The sequence below is a fragment of the Paenibacillus sp. FSL M8-0334 genome (assembly GCF_038000405.1).
Classification (GTDB): Bacteria; Bacillota; Bacilli; order Paenibacillales; family Paenibacillaceae; genus Paenibacillus_AQ; species Paenibacillus_AQ campinasensis.
Window position 1 is genome coordinate 674,944 of the sequence record NZ_JBBOCH010000002.1, and the last position, 17,477, is coordinate 692,420.

The following is a 17,477-nucleotide window of genomic DNA, read 5'->3' on the forward strand; positions in this document are numbered from 1 at the left end:
ATTACTGCTTGATGAAAGGGGAAGAAATAGAGTTATGGCAAAATGGTTATATCGCCTCGGTGCATGGTCTGCGAGGAAAAGGAAATCGGTAATTATTGGAGGATTCGCACTGCTTATATTGCTCGCGACCTTGGGGCTTAGCCTGGGAACTTCCTTTACGGGGGAGATGACCATACCTGGCACCAAATCAGACCAGGCCGCTGACATTTTAAAAGAAGAATTTCCGTCGTCCGATGACGGTGGTCAGATAAGGTTGGTTTTTAAAGCCGATGATGGCACCCTTGAATCAGACATCAGTAAGAAATGGATTCTTCAGGCTTTGGAGGACGTCCAAAAGGATTCGTTCGTAAAATCCGTGTTGAGTCCATACGACGCAATGACGATAAGCCCAGACAAAAAGATCGGATATGCCGATATAACGTATGTTCAGCCGGCAAACGAGGTTGGAGAGCACTCAAAAGAGCATGTTCTGGGAATTGTGGAATCCTTACGCGGGAAAGGGATTCAGACAGAGCTCGCAGGCAGCGTGGCATTCTCGGAAATTGAAATCGGTGCAATCTCTGAAGTAATCGGAATCCTGATTGCCTTTATGATTCTGGCATTCACCTTTACATCGTTCCTTGTTGCTGGTCTTCCGATTTTGACGGCCGTCATCGGTCTTGGCATTGGATTAATGACCATCATTATCGGCTCCAACTTTATATCGATGTCATCTTTCTCGATTACGCTTGCCGTCATGCTCACTTTGGCCGTAGGCATCGATTACGCTTTGTTTATCGTTTCCAGGTATCGCCAGCAACTGGCAGAAGGATACGACCGTCATACGGCAATTGCGCAGGCCAATGCTACGGCCGGAAGTTCGGTTGTATTTGCGGGATTAACCGTTATCATAGCTCTGGTGGGTTTGTCCGTTGTACAGATTCCGTTTATTACCATGATGGGTCTCGCCGCAGCGGTTAGTGTACTATTCGCAGTATTGATCGCCGTTATATTTGTACCGGCCGTATTGGGAGCTGCAGGGGAGCGGATCAGTCCTTCACGTGAGAATAAATGGCTTCGGAGATGGTCAGGGAGTAAAAAGGAGAAGGTCGGCGGTAGTCGTTGGGGCAAGGTCGTCACGAGAAAGCCTTGGCTTACATCCATTCTATGCATTGCCATTCTGATCACATGCACCGTACCGTTTCTCCACATGGAGCTTGGGTTGCCAGACAATGGCTTGAAGTCTACCGATACGACGGAGCGCCGCGGCTATGATCTGCTAGCCGAGGGATTCGGAGAAGGATTTAATGGACCTCTTGTAATTGTGGCAAGAGCTAAAGGGAGTGCAGATGCTCAAACGGATATTGAAAAGGCAACGGCATATATAAAAGAACTGCCAAATGTAGCAAGTGTATCGCCAGCCATTCCAAGTCCTTCGGGGGAGACGGCTATCATCAATTTGCTGCCGGAGACGGGTCCACATGATATTCGTACGACCGAGCTTGTAAAGACAATTCGGGACAAGGCAGACCAGATCAATAAGGACAGCCATTTAGAAATCATGGTCACAGGCGGAACAGCGGTTAACATCGATATTTCCGAAAAGCTTGCTGAAGCGTTGCCTAAGTTTGCGCTGCTGATCGTTGGTCTTGCCTTCGTGCTTCTCATGCTCGTATTTCGTTCCGTGCTTGTACCGATAAAAGCCGTAATTGGGTTCTTGTTTACGCTAGGAGCTACTCTGGGCTTTATTGTATGGGTTATACAAGACGGTTATCTTGCGAGCCTGTTCGGCATTCCCGAACCTGGCCCTGTACTAAGCTTTATGCCGATCCTTGTAACAGGCATTCTGTTTGGTCTTGCTATGGATTATGAAGTATTCCTTGTGAGTAGGATGCGTGAAGAGTACACAAATACGGGCGATGCACGCCAATCCGTAAAAAACGGAATCACACATAGCGGTCCGGTGGTTACAGCAGCAGGGCTGATCATGATTGCCGTATTTGCCAGCTTTATTTTGGCCGAGGATCCAATCATCAAGTCCATGGGACTGGCACTTTCCTTTGGAATTCTGGTTGATGCCTTTATCGTACGTATGACCCTTGTTCCGGCGATCATGACGATCTTTGGGAAGAGTTCCTGGTATTTGCCAAAATGGTTGGATCGTATCTTGCCCAACATTGATGTAGAAGGCGAATCTGTGATGAAAGACACACAAGGAATGGATCAGGCATCCAAGGGATAAGCTTTATCGTTCGGTACTTGTGATACAAAGGACAGTAGATTTTGCTTCCAAATCGTACATAAAGGGCACGCCCTTCATGTACGATTTTTTGGTTTCCGATTAGTTTCTCGGTTTTTTAACCCGCTGTGTATAAAAAGATCAGTGGGTTTTTATACGTGGAGAAGGAGAATTAGTATCCAGTTTAACTGGTAACGCGCTTTTTAGTATTTACAAATCATGTTTAGTTTCTCTATGGTTCGTTTTCGTAAGCAGTTATATGATCTTGGTGAGCATCAAAATGAAAGCGCTGCATATTCATGCAGCCATTAAGGGGGGGAATAGCGCATGTGGATGCGTAAAATCAGTCTGCTGTTATGCAGTCTGATTCTGGTGATCATGACGGCATGCAGCAGCAGCCTGGGAGGTGATGCGAAGACAGTCGACCCCGACAAAGCGGAAGAGGCCGTCAACGCGCCTGCGGAAGCGACAAACGAGCAGCCGACAAACGATTCAAGCAGCCAGGGAGTATTAACCGGTACGCCTGAAATGGATTTTGATATGGGCGGCCGCACCATCAAATGGGTGTCCTGGTATGACGAGTCCATCCAGGAAGACAACCCTGACAACATTGAACGGAAACATAACTTGGAAGAGCTGATGAAAAAACATAATTTCAAAATGGAATACGTAGTCGTGGATTTCGGCGAGTACCAGGATAAGGTGACAGCCTCGCTGGTGGCGGGCGAACCGATCGGCGACATCATCCGGGTAGCGCGGCCATGGATGATTCCGACGCTGGTCAATCAAGGATTGTTCGCGCCGGTGGATGAATACACGAAGAATGAGAAGGTATTCATCCAGCAGTACACGAACGAGTACTCCCAATACGAAGGAAGGGGCTACGGGTTCAGGACCGGCATCAACGGCGCGTCATCCGGCATTTTCTATAACCGCACGTTAATGAATCAATTGGGCATGAAGCCACTGCAGGACTACGTCAACGAAGACAACTGGAACTGGGGGACGTTCATTCAGGTCGCGAAAGAAGCAAACAAAGATTCCAATAACGACGGCAAGTTAGATATTTGGGGTCTTGCATCGGCTTCCTTGCTGGTTCCTGCCATGGCCTCGAACGAAGCGAATCTGGTCATTCTCGATCAACAAGGACTCGAGGATCCCAAAACCTTGGAAGTGCTGAACTTCTTGTCACGTCTCGCAACCGAGTCGGTGGGGAGGCCAACGGAAGGGGGAGACTGGACCGAGCCGGGCCTATTTTTTCGCCAAGGCAACACATTGATGGTTGCAGGCAGCGATTATGAAATGGAAAACTTCAAGCAGGACATGCCGGATTACGATATCGGATTTCTCCCATTTCCGAGAGGGCCAAGCGCATCAAGCTATCATTCGCATAATACGATCCCGAATTACCTGACGATTCCAAGCGCCGTAGAGCATCCCGAACGTCTGGTGTATATCTACGAGAAAATCAACGATATCAACTCGATCTACGACTATCCGAAACAATCTACGCTGGAGACTTTATTCAGCAACGAGGACGATATTCAGAATGCCAAGCTGGCCGGTGAGAGCATTAAAGTGATTGATACCGAGAGCGGATACCCATCCATGCCATATTACGAATTTATAGGGGAAATCATGGAAGGCATCCCGGTATCGACGGTCGTCGAGAAATATAAAGGGCCGTTCCAGGCGGCGATTGATGCGGTTTGGAAAAAGTAATCATGGTCTCAAAAGGAATCTAGGCCAGTCCTCCCGGCGTATTGAAGGGAAGAGTCAGGTACAGCGTTACAGATGGAAGCGACTTTAGATCAATGCCTTTTAACGGCAGACGGTGGATAGCCTTTCGCTTCCTTGAACACTTTGCTGAAATAGGAAAGATCTTGAAAGCCGCAGGATTCAGCGGCTTCCGTCACGGTAACGCCGCCGGCCATCAGCATGATTTCAGCATTATTGACACGTACTCGCTGCAGGTATTCCTTGTAGGTCGAACCGGTATTCTTTTTGAATAGTTTCCCTAAATAAACGGGATGGAGGTTGAACTGCTCGGCAAAGTCGTTTAACGACAAGTCTTCCGCATAGTGTTCTTCGATGAAGGAAGTCAGCTTCTTGATCCGCGGATCGATAGGCATGATCGTTTGGCGATGCATGCCGTGAAGGAGCCGATGGAGAATGAGTTCGAACAATGCACGGGCATGAATCATATAAAACGGTTGTTTATTCATCCACACGTGGTTGAACTCCCGGATGTAGGCAAGAATCTCCTTGGTGATCAATTTCTTCGTAACGACGCCAAACGGAAGCCGGATATGATTGTGCGGCTCGGCCCAGAAAAAATTGAAAGGATACGCATGCATGGGAGATTCCTTGAAGGTATGGGCTTCCCGTACGCTTCCTCTGGGAACGTACACCAGATCGCCCGCCTCAACTGCAAATTTTTTGCCGTCAATGTAGTAGTTTGCCCGGCCATTAACGACGAACGTCAAATCGTGAAACCCGATGCGGGCCTTCTGAATTCTCCAATCCGGATAACATTTGCGGTCCACGAACAGAAAAACATTCGGTACGAGATGAGGGTGATATTCAAGCTCCAAGCGAAGATCGCCTCCTTTTAAAACAAATTGTAATGTCCCAAGGATCATTTACAACCTGTGATTGGATTGTATTTAACATGGAATCAGCATGGAATCTCCGCTTGTGATTATCGAAATTGTCAAATGCGAGAAGGGAACGGAAGACGCTCGGCGTGCTGTTTGTTTAGCTAAGGCGATTAACCGATTGTTAGCGGAGCAAGCGATGGAGTGGAATTGACAAGCTGGATAGGTATTCAACCGAGTACGCTCTGATTCACGAAACCAAAAATTATTAGGGAGGAGCATTTTCATGAATTCATGGATTAAAAAAGCATTATGTACATGTTTGTCTCTTGTCATTGCATTGTCTCTTATGGCGGTACCTGGTGATGTTTCCGCAGCTAGTGACGCCGTCGTGAATGTATCGTCGGAGAAACAAGTGATTCGCGGTTTCGGAGGCATTAACCACCCGGCATGGATCGGCGATTTGACGGCAGCACAGAGAGAGACCGCTTTCGGGAACGGGCCGAATCAGTTAGGCTTCTCGATACTAAGAATCTACGTTCATGAAGACCGAAATCAATGGTACCGCGAGCTGGAGACGGCCAAACGAGCCATTGCTCTTGGAGCTATTGTCTTTGCTTCGCCATGGAATCCGCCCGCCGACATGATTGAGACCTTCAACCGTAACGGCGTGTCCGCAAAACGACTTCGATACGACAAATATGCCGCGTATGCCCAGCATCTTAACGATTTCGTCACGTACATGAGAAACAATGGCGTCGATCTGTATGCGATATCCGTCCAAAACGAGCCCGATTATGCACATGACTGGACATGGTGGACACCGCAGGAAATGCTTCGGTTTATGAAAGAAAATGCCGGATCGATCAACACGAGAGTCATCGCGCCGGAATCGTTCCAGTATCTGAAAAATATGTCGGATCCGATTTTGAATGATCCCCAGGCGCTTGCCAATATGGATATTCTCGGCGCTCATCTGTACGGGACCCCGATCAGCAATTTCGCTTATCCGCTATTCAAACAAAAAGGAGCGGGAAAAGATCTCTGGATGACGGAGGTATACTATCCGAACAGCGACAACAACTCGGCGGATCGCTGGCCCGAAGCCCTGGATGTGTCTTACCATATCCACAACGCGATGGTAGAGGGCGATTTTCAAGCTTACGTATGGTGGTATATCCGCAGATCTTACGGCCCGATGAAGGAGGATGGCACGATCAGCAAACGCGGCTACAATATGGCTCATTTCTCCAAGTTTGTCCGCCCCGGCTATGTCAGGGTGGATGCCACGAAAAATCCTGAATCCAACGTTTACGTATCAGCTTATAAAGGTGACAACAAAATCGTTATCGTTGCGATTAACCGGAGCAGCGTTGGGGTCAATCAGAACTTTGTCCTGCAAAACGGATCGGTTTCGCAGGTATCAAGGTGGATCACGAGCAGCAATAGCAATCTCCAGCCAGGAACATCTCTCAATGTAACAGGGCGCAATTTCTGGGCTCATCTTCCCGCGCAAAGCGTTACAACTTTTGTGGGTGAACTCGGGCGGTAACATACCGATAATGCAAAGGAATCAAAGTACAAGACAAAGGGCTCTGTCTTCAGATCGTACAGGACGACTTGGAAGGTCAGCTCTTTGTTCTGGCTGCAAATTAGTCAGCTGCCCTTCGATGCTCAGACGCATTATATTTCAGGCGGTTTACCTTTAGGCTCCATAATTATATAAGCCTTCAAACACAGAAATTGCTCGACTGTTGTTTGAAGGCTTTTTATCATGCATCCATTAAAAGATAGATCGTCTGCACCTAGTTAAACAGGGGATAAGACTCCATTGCAGACGGGCTTGTGGACATGTACGCTACATCGTTAATTCCTCATGAGGGTTGATCGGTCACAATCTGCCATTCAATCCCGAATTTATCGATGACTTGACCTGTGGCCGGGCTGAATCCCGTTTCCTGGAGCGGCATGATTTCCTTCCCACCGTTTTGCAAAAGGGAAAAGAGTTTTCTCGCGGTTTCGGCATCTTTAACAACGATCATTAAGTTGATGGAAGAGCCGGGCTGCGGAGTTTGGCCGGGAAGGTAATCGGCCAGCATGATCTCGGAATTTCCGATTTTCAGGTGAGCGTGCATCACGCGTCCTTCATTCTCCGGTGTAACCTCAATCCCCATTTCTCCAGGCCAGTCCCTTAAATACTCTTGTCCAATGATTTCCGCACCGAAGAGCTCCTGGTAAAATTGAATGGCTTCCTGGGCCCTGCCGTCCAGCATCAGATATGGCGTAATGACGATATCCATCGTTATCCCATTCCTTTCTGTTGTAAATAGAAGTACAAGTTCATACTGACAGAAAAACGAGCGAATAACTTCTCATGCATTGCGGTTTTTTAATGAGTCTGCGAGCAGCTTCAGGACATTGACCACGATGGGCGGGTCTTCCGGGAGGGCTTCACGCAGCGTGATTGTAAAGGCTTGGTTGTGATCCTGGGGGAAACGCACTTGGTGCTGCACACGGCCGCGCAAGCAATCATCCAGTACGAAGTAACGCATCGGATTGAAGGTTTTCTCAATCGAACATGCAAGGAGATAGTAGGTCCCGTTCGGAATATGTTCAAAAAGATGCGTGTGCTTCTTGGTGAGTGCGACTCCGACCACCGGCCGGTGATTGGGGATGGGGCTGTGGAATAATCCTACAAACGTAACTCCGGCTTGGTAGCCTTCGGGATAACGGACGGACACAAGACATCGACTTGTTTCCGATGCAAGCGGGGCCTCGTGATGGCCAATAACCGTTGCATCCGTTTCTTCACATTTCTTGGCCACGCTGTAAAGCGCTTCGACTTGCTGCTTATACTCGCGGGGAGAGAGTCCGGTTTTTCTTGTGAATGTGGTAGAGAACGTGCCGATGCTGGAATAACCTGCATCATATCCGGAATGAGTCACAGAATGTTCATGCCGGAGCAGGGCCTGTTTGGCGAACTCGACTTTTAATGAAGACAAATAATCCGCTGCTGAAAATCCTGTCAAACGCTTGAATTCTCGGCTGAAATGATACTTGCTGTAACCGAAATGGTTGGCGACTTGTTCCACGGTGATATCTTGTGTGACAGATGCTTGCATATACGCAAGAATGTCAGGAATCCGTTCCTTCACGGTCCTGCTCCTTTCGCTGACTCAGTTCATTTTAGTTTACTGTACCATAAATCCAGTCCACCGGGGAACAATCTAAACGGCAAGCATAAGTGCTCTATTAAAGTGTCATGATGCAGCCTTTGCATCAGTATCCCTTTCATTCAGGGAGCATAGGAGCGGGGAAGGGAGCAGAAGCAAGAGGGAGGAACAAAGAAAAATGAAGTAAATAGCAGCGGATGGAGATTACTAACGATCTGCTTGATTCGATTTGAAAAATTGGGCATCCCTACATGGCTCAAGCTCCATAGGTTGTTTCTTCTTACCAACCTTGTCTGTTTCTGCTGCCTGACCAAACGGGATAATCATGCAAGGGCTCGAAAAAGTGGAAGTTGGTCGATGTAAAAGAGAAGGACTGACAAGGAGTGGAAGTAACCAAAAGCCGCTCCGATGGTAGGAGCGGCTTCTGTAATCCTGATTATTCTACCGTAATCGAGCCGACGGAGGAGGTCAGCGTAATCAGTGGACCGCCGCCATTCACATCGCTTTTTCCTTTGCTTGCTCCGCTGACGCGCCCTAGATCCGTTGTAATTCTTAAGCTGTATGAAGCATCCGGGGGAAGCTTGGCGGTAATCGTGCCGACATCGGTGGTGGCTTTCAAGGCGCTTCCGCTCTCGATTCCGTCGAGCTGAATACGCAGGTTGCCAAGCTCGGATTGCACACTGGATTTGCCCTTCAGGTTCGCTTCGTTGATGCGAATCACACCGACGCTGTTGAATACGTTGTATTCGCCATCCAATCCACTTAATCCGATTTCGCCGACATCTGTCGAAATATCGAAATGAGTGACTTTGGCAGGCAGCTGCACTTCATAGTTAATCCCGAATTTGGAGTCTCCAAATTTTCGCTCGGCCCAAGTCCATAAGTCTGTTTCCGGATCTCCCTGGGGGTGGGCGACAACAACCATCTGATCACCTTCTACCCGTACCGAAATGCCCGCTTCCTTGACGATTTCTTCCATCATCGTCTTGTACCGGTGGTTATTCGAGGTTTGAAGTGATGCCTTCACACTCAGCGTATCATCCGGACTTGCGGATACCTCAATGTTGCCTACGGAATTTTCGATCTTCACAGCTTCCGTGATGCCATCCTCCATGATGACACTCAGATCTTCTCTCACGCTGTTGCTGAGCATCTGATCATACCACTTAGCAGCCGAGCTTGACGTTTCATCGGCTGTGCTGCTTTCGCCTTGGGAACTGTCGCAGCCGGAAAGGACAAGCATGGAACCAAGTGCGGCGAGCAGCAACTTCTGTATATTTTTATTCATGATCATCAGCTCCTTGTTATTTACGGCTAGGCAGCCGTTATTCTACCACCAGGATGCGCGGAGAGGATTTCTGAACCACTTTGGAAGCTCCCCACGCACCAAGCGCTGCTGCGATAATACTCACGGATGCAATTGCAGCGACTCCTCCAGAATGGAGGATCATAGGTAGCTCCACAATGCCGTAGCCGACGAGGATACTCTGCAGCAGGTTCGGAAGACCATAGATGCCGATCACGATCCCCAGCAGCGCGCCGAGTATGGAAAGCGCGGCAATGCCGAGCGTAATGGACGTCCGTATCTGCCGGGAGGTCATTCCAAGTGACTTATAGATGCCGTAATTCCGGCTTTCCTTGCGGATATTGATCCGGCATGTGCTATAGATAATGATGAAGGTGACGATGGTAAACAACAATCCGATGAAGCTCATCGGGTAGATCATAATGTTGGCCGCTTCCGTAAAGACGGAGTCGAGCAGTGTTTGCTGCGTTACGATAGACGCCGAATCTTGAAACGCCTCATTAAGATCGCTGACAACGCCATCCGCCTCGGTCACGTCATGAAGATTTATAAACGCAACATCCAGCAGGTCAAAGGACGGATTGGCGGCTCTGGCAGCATCGATGGTGACGCGCGCGGAATACGAAGAATTCGAGATCGCCTGATAGATGCCGGTAATGAGCAGCGTCTGCTTGTTTCCTTCAATATAGACATCGACCGTATCGCCGATCGTTTTGTTTAACGTTCGTGCTACGTTGACGCCGAGGGCAATTTCGTTCTTGTAGTGCGGATTATATCCGGATACGGTGTCAAAGCCCATCTGCTCGTAGCTGCCGTCCAGCACGCTTAAATAGATGCTTAGCGGGCTGCTGCCCTCTGCGGATCCAGAGGCCGATTCATCGGCGATCATCGCCGTTGTATTGCCCTGCCACCCGATATCCTTGATTCTTGGATCGTTTGCAACAGCCTGCTCAAATTGCTCGCGAGGGAAGGTCATTTTATTAATGACCAAGGCGGAGATGTTGGCTGAATCATATCCCCACTTGGCGGCGGTTTGCTGAATGCCGAAAATGCTGTTGAGAACGATGAACCCAAGCACCAGTACAGAGGAAGCCAGCGTCGTTAGAATCAGCATCAGAACAGAGCCTTTTCTGTTCTTGATCAGATTTCTGATGCCGAGGACAGCCATTACAGGCAGGTTGCCAAACCCGATTTTGCTGGTGCCATCGGCATTCATTCTTTGGGCGAACTTGCTGCTCTTCGCCTCGGACATGCCAAAGCGTATCGCTTGTACAGGCTGGACGTGGCGGGCCTTTCGTGCGTACAACGCCACAAACAGGATGACCACCGCGAATAAGAACACACCGACAAGCACGGCGGCATCCAATCCCCGAATCTCCATCTGCGTATTGCTGGTGCTCAAAGAGGAGACCGACATGCCGATCACAATTTTGGACAGCATGCGGCTGAGCGCAAGTCCAGGGATGACGGCGATGAAAGCCAGCAAGCCGTACTGCATCATATAGGTTCCAATCGTATTGCTGGAGGTCATGCCCAGCGACTTGAGAATGCCGATCGTTTTGTAATTGGCAAGAACGGCATCCGAAATGGTGAACCCGATAGTAATCAAGGCAATCAGCATCATGACCAGGCCGAGGAAAATCATGATGAAACCGACAATCTGGCCGATGATCAGGTAGAAGGAGGAGATCGCCTCAAACTCCATTTTGGTCTCAAGGAACGGCCCGCCGAGCGCGGCTTCAAAGTCCGACCAATAGGCTGCATTTCTGTCATAGTCGTCAAACCGCAACCCCGTCATGTAAGCATCCTGTCCAGGCAGCGGAGCGATCTGCTCCTGATAATCGTCCGTGTTCATCCAGATGCGGGATGTATTGGTGAACGGTGCGCCGAATGGAACGTCAACGACAACTGCGGATATGCTGAGCGGCAGCTGTCCGGACCCGATATGAAAGCTGACGGTGTCCCCGACAGACATTCCGTAAGCATTGGCCATGGAGGTAGGAACCCAGACGGTGCCTTTGGCCGGCGAAGCACTTTCTGTTCCTTCTGCAAAAACCAAATCATCCACCACAAACGGGCGCTCCGGCGTCTGCATCATATGCAGATAGGCGTTCGGAATGTTCTGGTTATCGTAGGTGATGCCCGATAAGGTCCGGTATGGCAGCAGCTTGGAGACGGATACGCCTTCTTGGGCTTCCCACCATTGATGGACGAGCTGCGGATCATGGAGCCCCTTTTCCTGCATGATGATCTGATGTGAGCCGTTCGTTTTCTTGTGCATATCAAAGAACATATTGCCTGTATTGGCAATGATGATCGTTGCCGTTGTCACCAGCAACGTAGACAGCAAAATGAGCAGAAGGATGAACAGATTCTGAATTTTGTTCTTCCGGATATGTGACCAGCAAAGCGTCCAGATGGCGGCCATGCGATCACTCCTTCCCTGTTACAAACGCAAAAATCATCGCTTCCCGATCATGCGTATCATGGGCATCGTATTTATCAAACTCCAGGACGCCGCCAATTTTGCCGTCGCGGATATAAATGAGCCGGTCTGCCCGGCAAGCGGCTTTCATGTCGTGAGTGACCATAACGACGGATTGACCGTTGCGATTGATGTCGGTTAGGATGTCAAGAACCGCATGGCCGTGTTCAAAATTCAGGCTTCCCGTCGGTTCGTCCGCAAACACGATATCCGGGGAGTTAATCAAGGCTCTCGCAATGGCGGCACGCTGCTGCTGCCCGCCGGAGGTTTGAGCAGGCAGACGGCTGCCTTGCCCTGCGATTCCCATCGCTTTCATGAGGCTTTCAGCTTTTTTCTTAATATTCGATTTCTTCTGTCCGGCGATATAACCAGGCAAAGTAATGTTATCCAGAATGGACAGGTCCGGAACGAGATTGATGCTCTGATAGATGTAGCCGATTCTTCTCGAGCGAAAATCAGACAGCTCCTGCTCGGTGAAATTGTCGATGCGCTGATTCTGGAAATAAACCTCGCCGGCCGTTACGTTATCCAGCCCGCTGAGCATGTACAGCAGGGTGGACTTCCCGGAGCCGGAATTTCCCATAATGACAGTAAAATCTCCTTCATATATTTCCAGATCCAAATTACGGATGGCGTGATATTGTTCGCTGCCGCTGTTGTAAGTTTTACTGAGATTTTTAGCCGTTATAATCGCTGTCTTGGCCATACCCTCACCCCTATTTTATTTTCCTCCACTTTACCTTCAGAATGTTGCAGAAGGCTTATTAAGTTATTAATAAAGTATTACAGGCGGAATTAACATAGGGGCAGGGTGAAATAGAAGGTAGTTCCTTCGCCGTGTTTGCTTGTGAAAGAAATCGTTCCGCCATGTGCCTCGATAATGGTTTTGCATATCGACAGTCCTAGGCCGGTGCCGCGCTGCGGGGCAGAACCCGGGTTCCCCCGGAAATATCGCTCAAAAACAAAAGGCATATCCTGCGGACGAATTCCGCTGCCTGTATCGGCGATGATCACTTTCAGCATGCCGGCTTCAAGCTGAACATCAATTCGGATCGAGCCGCTCGGCGGGGTATGTTTCAGCGCGTTGGACACCAGGTTGGATATGACCTGTTCAATCCGAATGGCATCAATATAGATCAATACATTGGGGATTTCCTGAGGCCCGATGTAGGTCAGCTCGTTCGTGCGGACATAGTGGCCAATCGGCTTCAGAATCTTATGGAGAACCTCCCGGCTGTATTGCTCGCGGGGTTCGACGGTAATTTGACCCAGATCCTGCAGGGTCTGAAGAAGGAGATCCTCGACGAGCCTGGCCATTTTATCCGTATGCGTCCGCATAATTTCGACATACTCGAGCATCGTTTCCGTATCGGAACAGACGCCTTCCAGGATGGAGTCAATGTAGGCCTTGATCGTGGTAATTGGTGTTTTGATTTCATGTGAAATGTTGGTGATGAGTTCCTTCTGTGCTTTTTCCTGCTGGATTCTTTGCATGCTTAAATACATGATTTCAGTTCGCATCTGGTCAAACATCGAATACAATGCGCCCATTTCATTCAAGCTGGCATAGCTGGGCTGTTGTTCATAATTGCCCTTCAAGATGGCTTCAACGTGAAGCCTGAGCTCAAGAATTGGCGATATGAAGTGGGTGTGAATGGTCCGTTTCATCACGATGAGCAGCAAGATAAGGCAGAGGGTCACGAGCATGATAGCGGCAAAAGCAACAATGGGCCGATAGTCTGACTGCGCGGGAAACACCTGGGCTTCCGGAAGGAAGTACACGGCATTTCCCACCTGACGCAGGGAGCCTTCGTCAATGACAGGAAATGCGATCTGGAACAGCCCGTTGTTGTGCAGGCCGGAGTACATATCATAGCGCAGAAAACGGTTGATGTTATCTTGCGGGAGGGGCGGAAGAGCGTTTGAGCTGAACGATACAGACCCGTCCAATTCGACATAAGCCAGCCCGATCTCACGCTGGGTCGCCAGACGGTTTAATTCGGTCTGCACTTCAAGCGTCCCGATATGTTCATGATGCTGCTCCAAATAGAGCATCAGTGGATTGACGGCCAGGCGCACTTGATGAATGACGCTTTGGGGAGCCGCGTCCCTGCTGTCTGATAGAGCATAGGAAAGCAGATAGAAGCTGCCACCGAGCAGAGCTGCAAGCAGCAGCCATGCGATGGTCAGCGTTTTATTCGTCCAGCCCTTTAATGTCATGTCGCCTTGCCTCCTGTTGGTTAGTCTGCACTGAATTTATAGCCTACGCCCCATACGGTTTTGAGGTAGACGGGATTGGACGGGTCAGCTTCAAGCTTCTCCCGCAGCCGACGGATATACACGGTCACGGTATTCTCATCCCCGTAGTTGTCATATCCCCATACCGCATCCAGCAGTTGGGATTTGGAGAAGACCTGGTTCTTGTGGGAGGCTAAATGATAGAGCAGCTCAAATTCCTTGGCAGACAGCGACACTTCAGCTCCGTTTACGGCGGCGATATACGCTTTTTTGTTGATTTCAAGATGCCCGAAACGCAAAATATCCGGGTCCTGATGGACGGTACTGACGCTTTCATATCTGCGGAAATAAGCATTGATGCGCGCCAGCAGCTCCGTGATGGAAAAGGGCTTGGTCATATAGTCATCCGCCCCGAAGCCGAAACCGAGCACTTTATCCGTGTCGCTTCCTCTGGCGCTTAGGATCATGATCGGCACATTGTTCTTCTCCCGGATCTTGCGGCACAGATCGACGCCGTCCATGTCCGGGAGCATAATATCCAGGATGATATAGTCCGGTTCCAGCATGTCTAGGATGGTAAGCCCAGCCTGACCGTTTCCGGCAACAGCAGCCTCGTAGTTATTTTTTATCAGGTAATCTGCCAGAATTCGAGAGATATCCTTTTCGTCTTCGATGATGAGAATCTTTTTTCGTCGAGACATTACCATTCTCCCATGCTGTAAGTTTTTTTTATCGAGAAATACGATATCTAAATTATGGCAAAGGGATAAAAATACTTCAAGCATAAAACATTTTTACGTTCTTTTTACACAAAACGATTGATTATAAAATCATAAAATGTGAGAATGATACGTATGTTGACGAATGGTATATTATGGAATAGTATAAACAACATGGTTGAAAAGTCTTAGGTTTCATAGTTTTGTAGTTGAATAGCACTAGTGATTCTGTGGAGAGGTGAGCGAGCTTGAAGAAAACAGCTTTTGTTTTTCCGGGACAGTCATCTCAGAGAATTGGTATGCTGACAGATCTGTATAGGGAAAGCGAACGGGTCAGGCACACTTTCGAAGAAGCTTCGGATGCCGTCGGGCTTGATATCGCGAGAATTTGCTTGGAAGGTCATCACGGGAGCCTGCAGGATATTTCGATCAGGCCTTACACTGCATTTTCCATCATCGACAACCTGCTGCTGCAATTACAACACTCCGTTAAATGGCATCACACCATCGACTATATTCAGAGACAACACATTCATACGTTTATCGAGCTTGGAAGCGGGCAAATTCTATCCCGGCTTCTGAGACAGCATAGCAAGTCGATCGAAATCTATAACTACGAAACGGCCGCAGACCGCAATCGCTTGGCCTCATCCCTGTCACAGCTTGCAGAGGTAAGCGCATGAGGCTGTACACCGTGCCGTATGCTGGCGGCTACTCGTTTACTTACCTGAAATGGAAGCCGCTGCTTGCCCAGGGAATCAAGCTTCATCCTATCGAGCTCCCCGGGCGAAGCGATGCCTCAAGAGACAGGCTGTGCTCGACCATCGAGGAGATGGCGGTACATTGCCTTCGCCACATCGAAGCGGATCAGGAGCCCTATACTTTGTTCGGTCACAGCATGGGCGCCTACGTGGTGCTGGAGGTATACCGGGCGCTTGAAGCGAGGGGGCTGCCGTTGCCGCAGCATCTAATTCTGTCCGGCATGAAGCCGCCGCATTTGTATGAGAACAAGAACCATCACTTGCTGGACGAAGCCAGCTTCAGAACGAAAATGCTCGAAATGGGCGGCATCCCGTCACTGCTGGTGAACGAGGATGATTTTGCTGCGACCTTGTTCCGGCTTCTTCGAAACGACCTTCGTGCTGTAGAGCTGTACAGCTGGAAAGGAGAATTGCCTGTCTTCAGCTGCGATGTCAGCCTGTTTAACAGCGAGACCGACATTCGCCGCGAACACAAGCTCGAGTGGAATCGGTATTCCCGGAGGCCGTGCGGCTACTATTCATTCCGCGGAACGCATTTTTTTGTGAATGAGCGAACAGCCGACATCGTACAAGTGATCAATCAATTGCTTTGCCAGGAAGCAACCGTAATCGAATCACGAGAGGGTGGTAGACGTTGATAACGTTTGAAATGCATGAATCCAATGTCCGTTCGTATTGCCGCTGGTTTAACGATGTGTTTACCGGAGCAAAGAACGATGTCATTTTCGGCGAATCCGGGCGCGCTTACCTAGACTTTTTTGCAGGGGCAGGGGCTCTGAATTACGGCGCGGCAAGACCGGGCCGGGGATAGGGCCGAGAAGGATTACATCATCAGCCGGACCTGCGAATTATTTGGCTCCTACCATGAGGAGGATAAGTACACGGAGGGCCCTGTATGGTCAAGATCAGAGTGCTGATTTACCGCCAATGAACGTGTCCGGGAATCAGGAGGGGAAAGGGGCTGCATATGAGGGCAAGTCCACGAACGTGTATGTGTCTGGTAACCGGCTGCAATTCAGCTCGTTCTGTCCGAAAGGGGAGGAAGAAGCGTTGAGGGCGCATTTGGACCGCTTTTTGGAAGGAATGTTTCAGGAGGACTTATAATGCCAGAGGTGTACATGGTTCAGTTGGACCCGCGCATTGGCCGGTCTCTCACCGATCAGGTGGTTCGTCATTTGTCAGCAGAAAGGCAAAGCCGGGTTGAGAAATTCAGAAATTATATGGATGCAAGGCGTTCCATTACGGCAGAGCTGCTGGTTAGGAGGCTGGCAATGGATCAGCTGGGGGTGCGGAATGAAGATATTGTTTTTGGTGAGAACTCTTATAACAAGCCTTATCTCGTATCCAGCCCCCATTTTCATTATAATCTCTCTCATTCGGGCGAGTGGGTGGTGTGTGCGGTTGATCAACAGCCGGTTGGCATTGATATTGAGCAGATCAAACCGATCGAACTGGATATCGCCAAAAATTTCTTTACGACCGCCGAGTACAACAGGCTGATGGAGGCGGATGAGGCCCAGCGGCTGGAGCAGTTTTATCAATTGTGGACGTTGAAAGAAAGCTATATTAAAGCGGTGGGGCAAGGCTTGTCCATCCCGCTGGACTCCTTCTCATTTCGGCATGAGAACGGTGATGACCGCTTCACTCTGGAGACTCCTGCCGCAGAGCCATACCATTTGACGGCCACCCGCCTGCCGCCTAATTATGTGATGGCGGTATGTGCGATGGAAGAAGCAGCGATAGATCCGGTTGCTGTGAACGAACAAGAGCTGCTCGATGGATTTCTTCGTCTGTAGACGAAAGAATGACCGTATAATAAGCAAGTGAAATTATCTGCCTCGGAATTGGGTATCCGATTCTTGAGGCAGATTTTTTGTGGGCATATAAACAACATAGCTGAACTGTCTCCATCAATATTAACCATAATTTATAAGAAAACCATAATTATGTATTCCTATGAATATATGTGGCATTCACAAG

The 17,477-nt window shown here is 49.3% G+C and carries 14 protein-coding genes and 1 pseudogene; 7 read left to right on the forward strand and 8 right to left on the reverse strand.

Translation table 11 applies throughout. The features are described from left to right. Positions 1-34: 34 nt before the first annotated feature. Entirely contained in the window at positions 35-2,221 is a 2,187-nt protein-coding gene (locus MKX64_RS17235; protein ID WP_155617732.1) for an MMPL family transporter, read from the forward strand. A gap of 324 nt (positions 2,222-2,545) precedes the next feature. Beyond that, entirely contained in the window at positions 2,546-3,940 is a 1,395-nt protein-coding gene (locus MKX64_RS17240) for an ABC transporter substrate-binding protein (RefSeq protein WP_341036765.1), read from the forward strand. A gap of 89 nt (positions 3,941-4,029) precedes the next feature. Here MKX64_RS17240 and MKX64_RS17245 read toward each other — a convergent pair whose 3' ends face one another. Next, entirely contained in the window at positions 4,030-4,812 is a 783-nt protein-coding gene (locus MKX64_RS17245; RefSeq protein ID WP_095263846.1) for a helix-turn-helix transcriptional regulator, read from the reverse strand. Positions 4,813-5,101: 289 nt separating this feature from the next. On the opposite strand from MKX64_RS17245, the gene MKX64_RS17250 reads away from it, so the two are divergent. Further along, positions 5,102-6,367 carry a glycoside hydrolase family 30 beta sandwich domain-containing protein gene (locus tag MKX64_RS17250; protein ID WP_095263847.1) on the forward strand — a complete coding sequence of 422 codons (1,266 nt, stop codon included), beginning with the start codon at positions 5,102-5,104 and terminating at the stop codon, positions 6,365-6,367. A gap of 322 nt (positions 6,368-6,689) precedes the next feature. Here MKX64_RS17250 and MKX64_RS17255 read toward each other — a convergent pair whose 3' ends face one another. From MKX64_RS17255 to MKX64_RS17285, 7 genes are all read right to left on the reverse strand, one after another. Further along, entirely contained in the window at positions 6,690-7,115 is a 426-nt protein-coding gene (locus MKX64_RS17255) for a VOC family protein (protein WP_095263848.1), read from the reverse strand. Positions 7,116-7,187: 72 nt separating this feature from the next. Further along, a complete protein-coding gene (locus tag MKX64_RS17260; protein ID WP_095263849.1) occupies positions 7,188-7,970 on the reverse strand; it encodes a helix-turn-helix transcriptional regulator in 783 nt (260 codons plus the stop codon). 454 nt (positions 7,971-8,424) lie between these two features. Further along, positions 8,425-9,276 carry a hypothetical protein gene (locus tag MKX64_RS17265; RefSeq protein ID WP_095263850.1) on the reverse strand — a complete coding sequence of 284 codons (852 nt, stop codon included), beginning with the start codon at positions 9,274-9,276 and terminating at the stop codon, positions 8,425-8,427. Positions 9,277-9,313: 37 nt separating this feature from the next. Then, positions 9,314-11,722, reverse strand: a complete 2,409-nt coding sequence (locus MKX64_RS17270; protein WP_095263851.1) for an ABC transporter permease — start codon at positions 11,720-11,722, stop codon at positions 9,314-9,316. A 4-nt stretch (positions 11,723-11,726) separates the two neighbouring features. Continuing rightward, positions 11,727-12,485 (reverse strand): ABC transporter ATP-binding protein, encoded by a 759-nt coding sequence (locus MKX64_RS17275; protein ID WP_095397908.1) that lies wholly within the window; start codon positions 12,483-12,485, stop codon positions 11,727-11,729. Between the two features lie 89 nt (positions 12,486-12,574). Then, positions 12,575-13,999 (reverse strand): HAMP domain-containing sensor histidine kinase, encoded by a 1,425-nt coding sequence (locus MKX64_RS17280; protein WP_095397909.1) that lies wholly within the window; start codon positions 13,997-13,999, stop codon positions 12,575-12,577. Positions 14,000-14,019: 20 nt separating this feature from the next. Then, complete coding sequence (locus MKX64_RS17285) at positions 14,020-14,718, reverse strand: response regulator transcription factor (protein WP_341036768.1); 699 nt, start codon at positions 14,716-14,718, stop codon at positions 14,020-14,022. A gap of 266 nt (positions 14,719-14,984) precedes the next feature. On the opposite strand from MKX64_RS17285, the gene MKX64_RS17290 reads away from it, so the two are divergent. The 4 genes and pseudogenes from MKX64_RS17290 to MKX64_RS17305 all read left to right on the forward strand — a co-directional run bounded on the left by MKX64_RS17290 (position 14,985) and on the right by MKX64_RS17305 (position 17,293). Next, positions 14,985-15,419 carry a hypothetical protein gene (locus MKX64_RS17290; protein ID WP_095263855.1) on the forward strand — a complete coding sequence of 145 codons (435 nt, stop codon included), beginning with the start codon at positions 14,985-14,987 and terminating at the stop codon, positions 15,417-15,419. Beyond that, positions 15,416-16,135: a thioesterase II family protein gene (locus MKX64_RS17295; RefSeq protein ID WP_095263856.1), complete on the forward strand. Its 720-nt coding sequence runs from the start codon at positions 15,416-15,418 to the stop codon at positions 16,133-16,135. The genes MKX64_RS17290 and MKX64_RS17295 overlap by 4 nt, the downstream gene beginning before the upstream one ends. Beyond that, positions 16,132-16,284 (forward strand): annotated as a pseudogene (locus MKX64_RS17300) (diaminobutyrate--2-oxoglutarate transaminase); the annotation flags it as partial. The gene MKX64_RS17295 and the pseudogene MKX64_RS17300, both read left to right, overlap by 4 nt. A gap of 316 nt (positions 16,285-16,600) precedes the next feature. After that, entirely contained in the window at positions 16,601-17,293 is a 693-nt protein-coding gene (locus tag MKX64_RS17305) for a 4'-phosphopantetheinyl transferase family protein (protein ID WP_341036772.1), read from the forward strand. Positions 17,294-17,477: the final 184 nt, after the last annotated feature.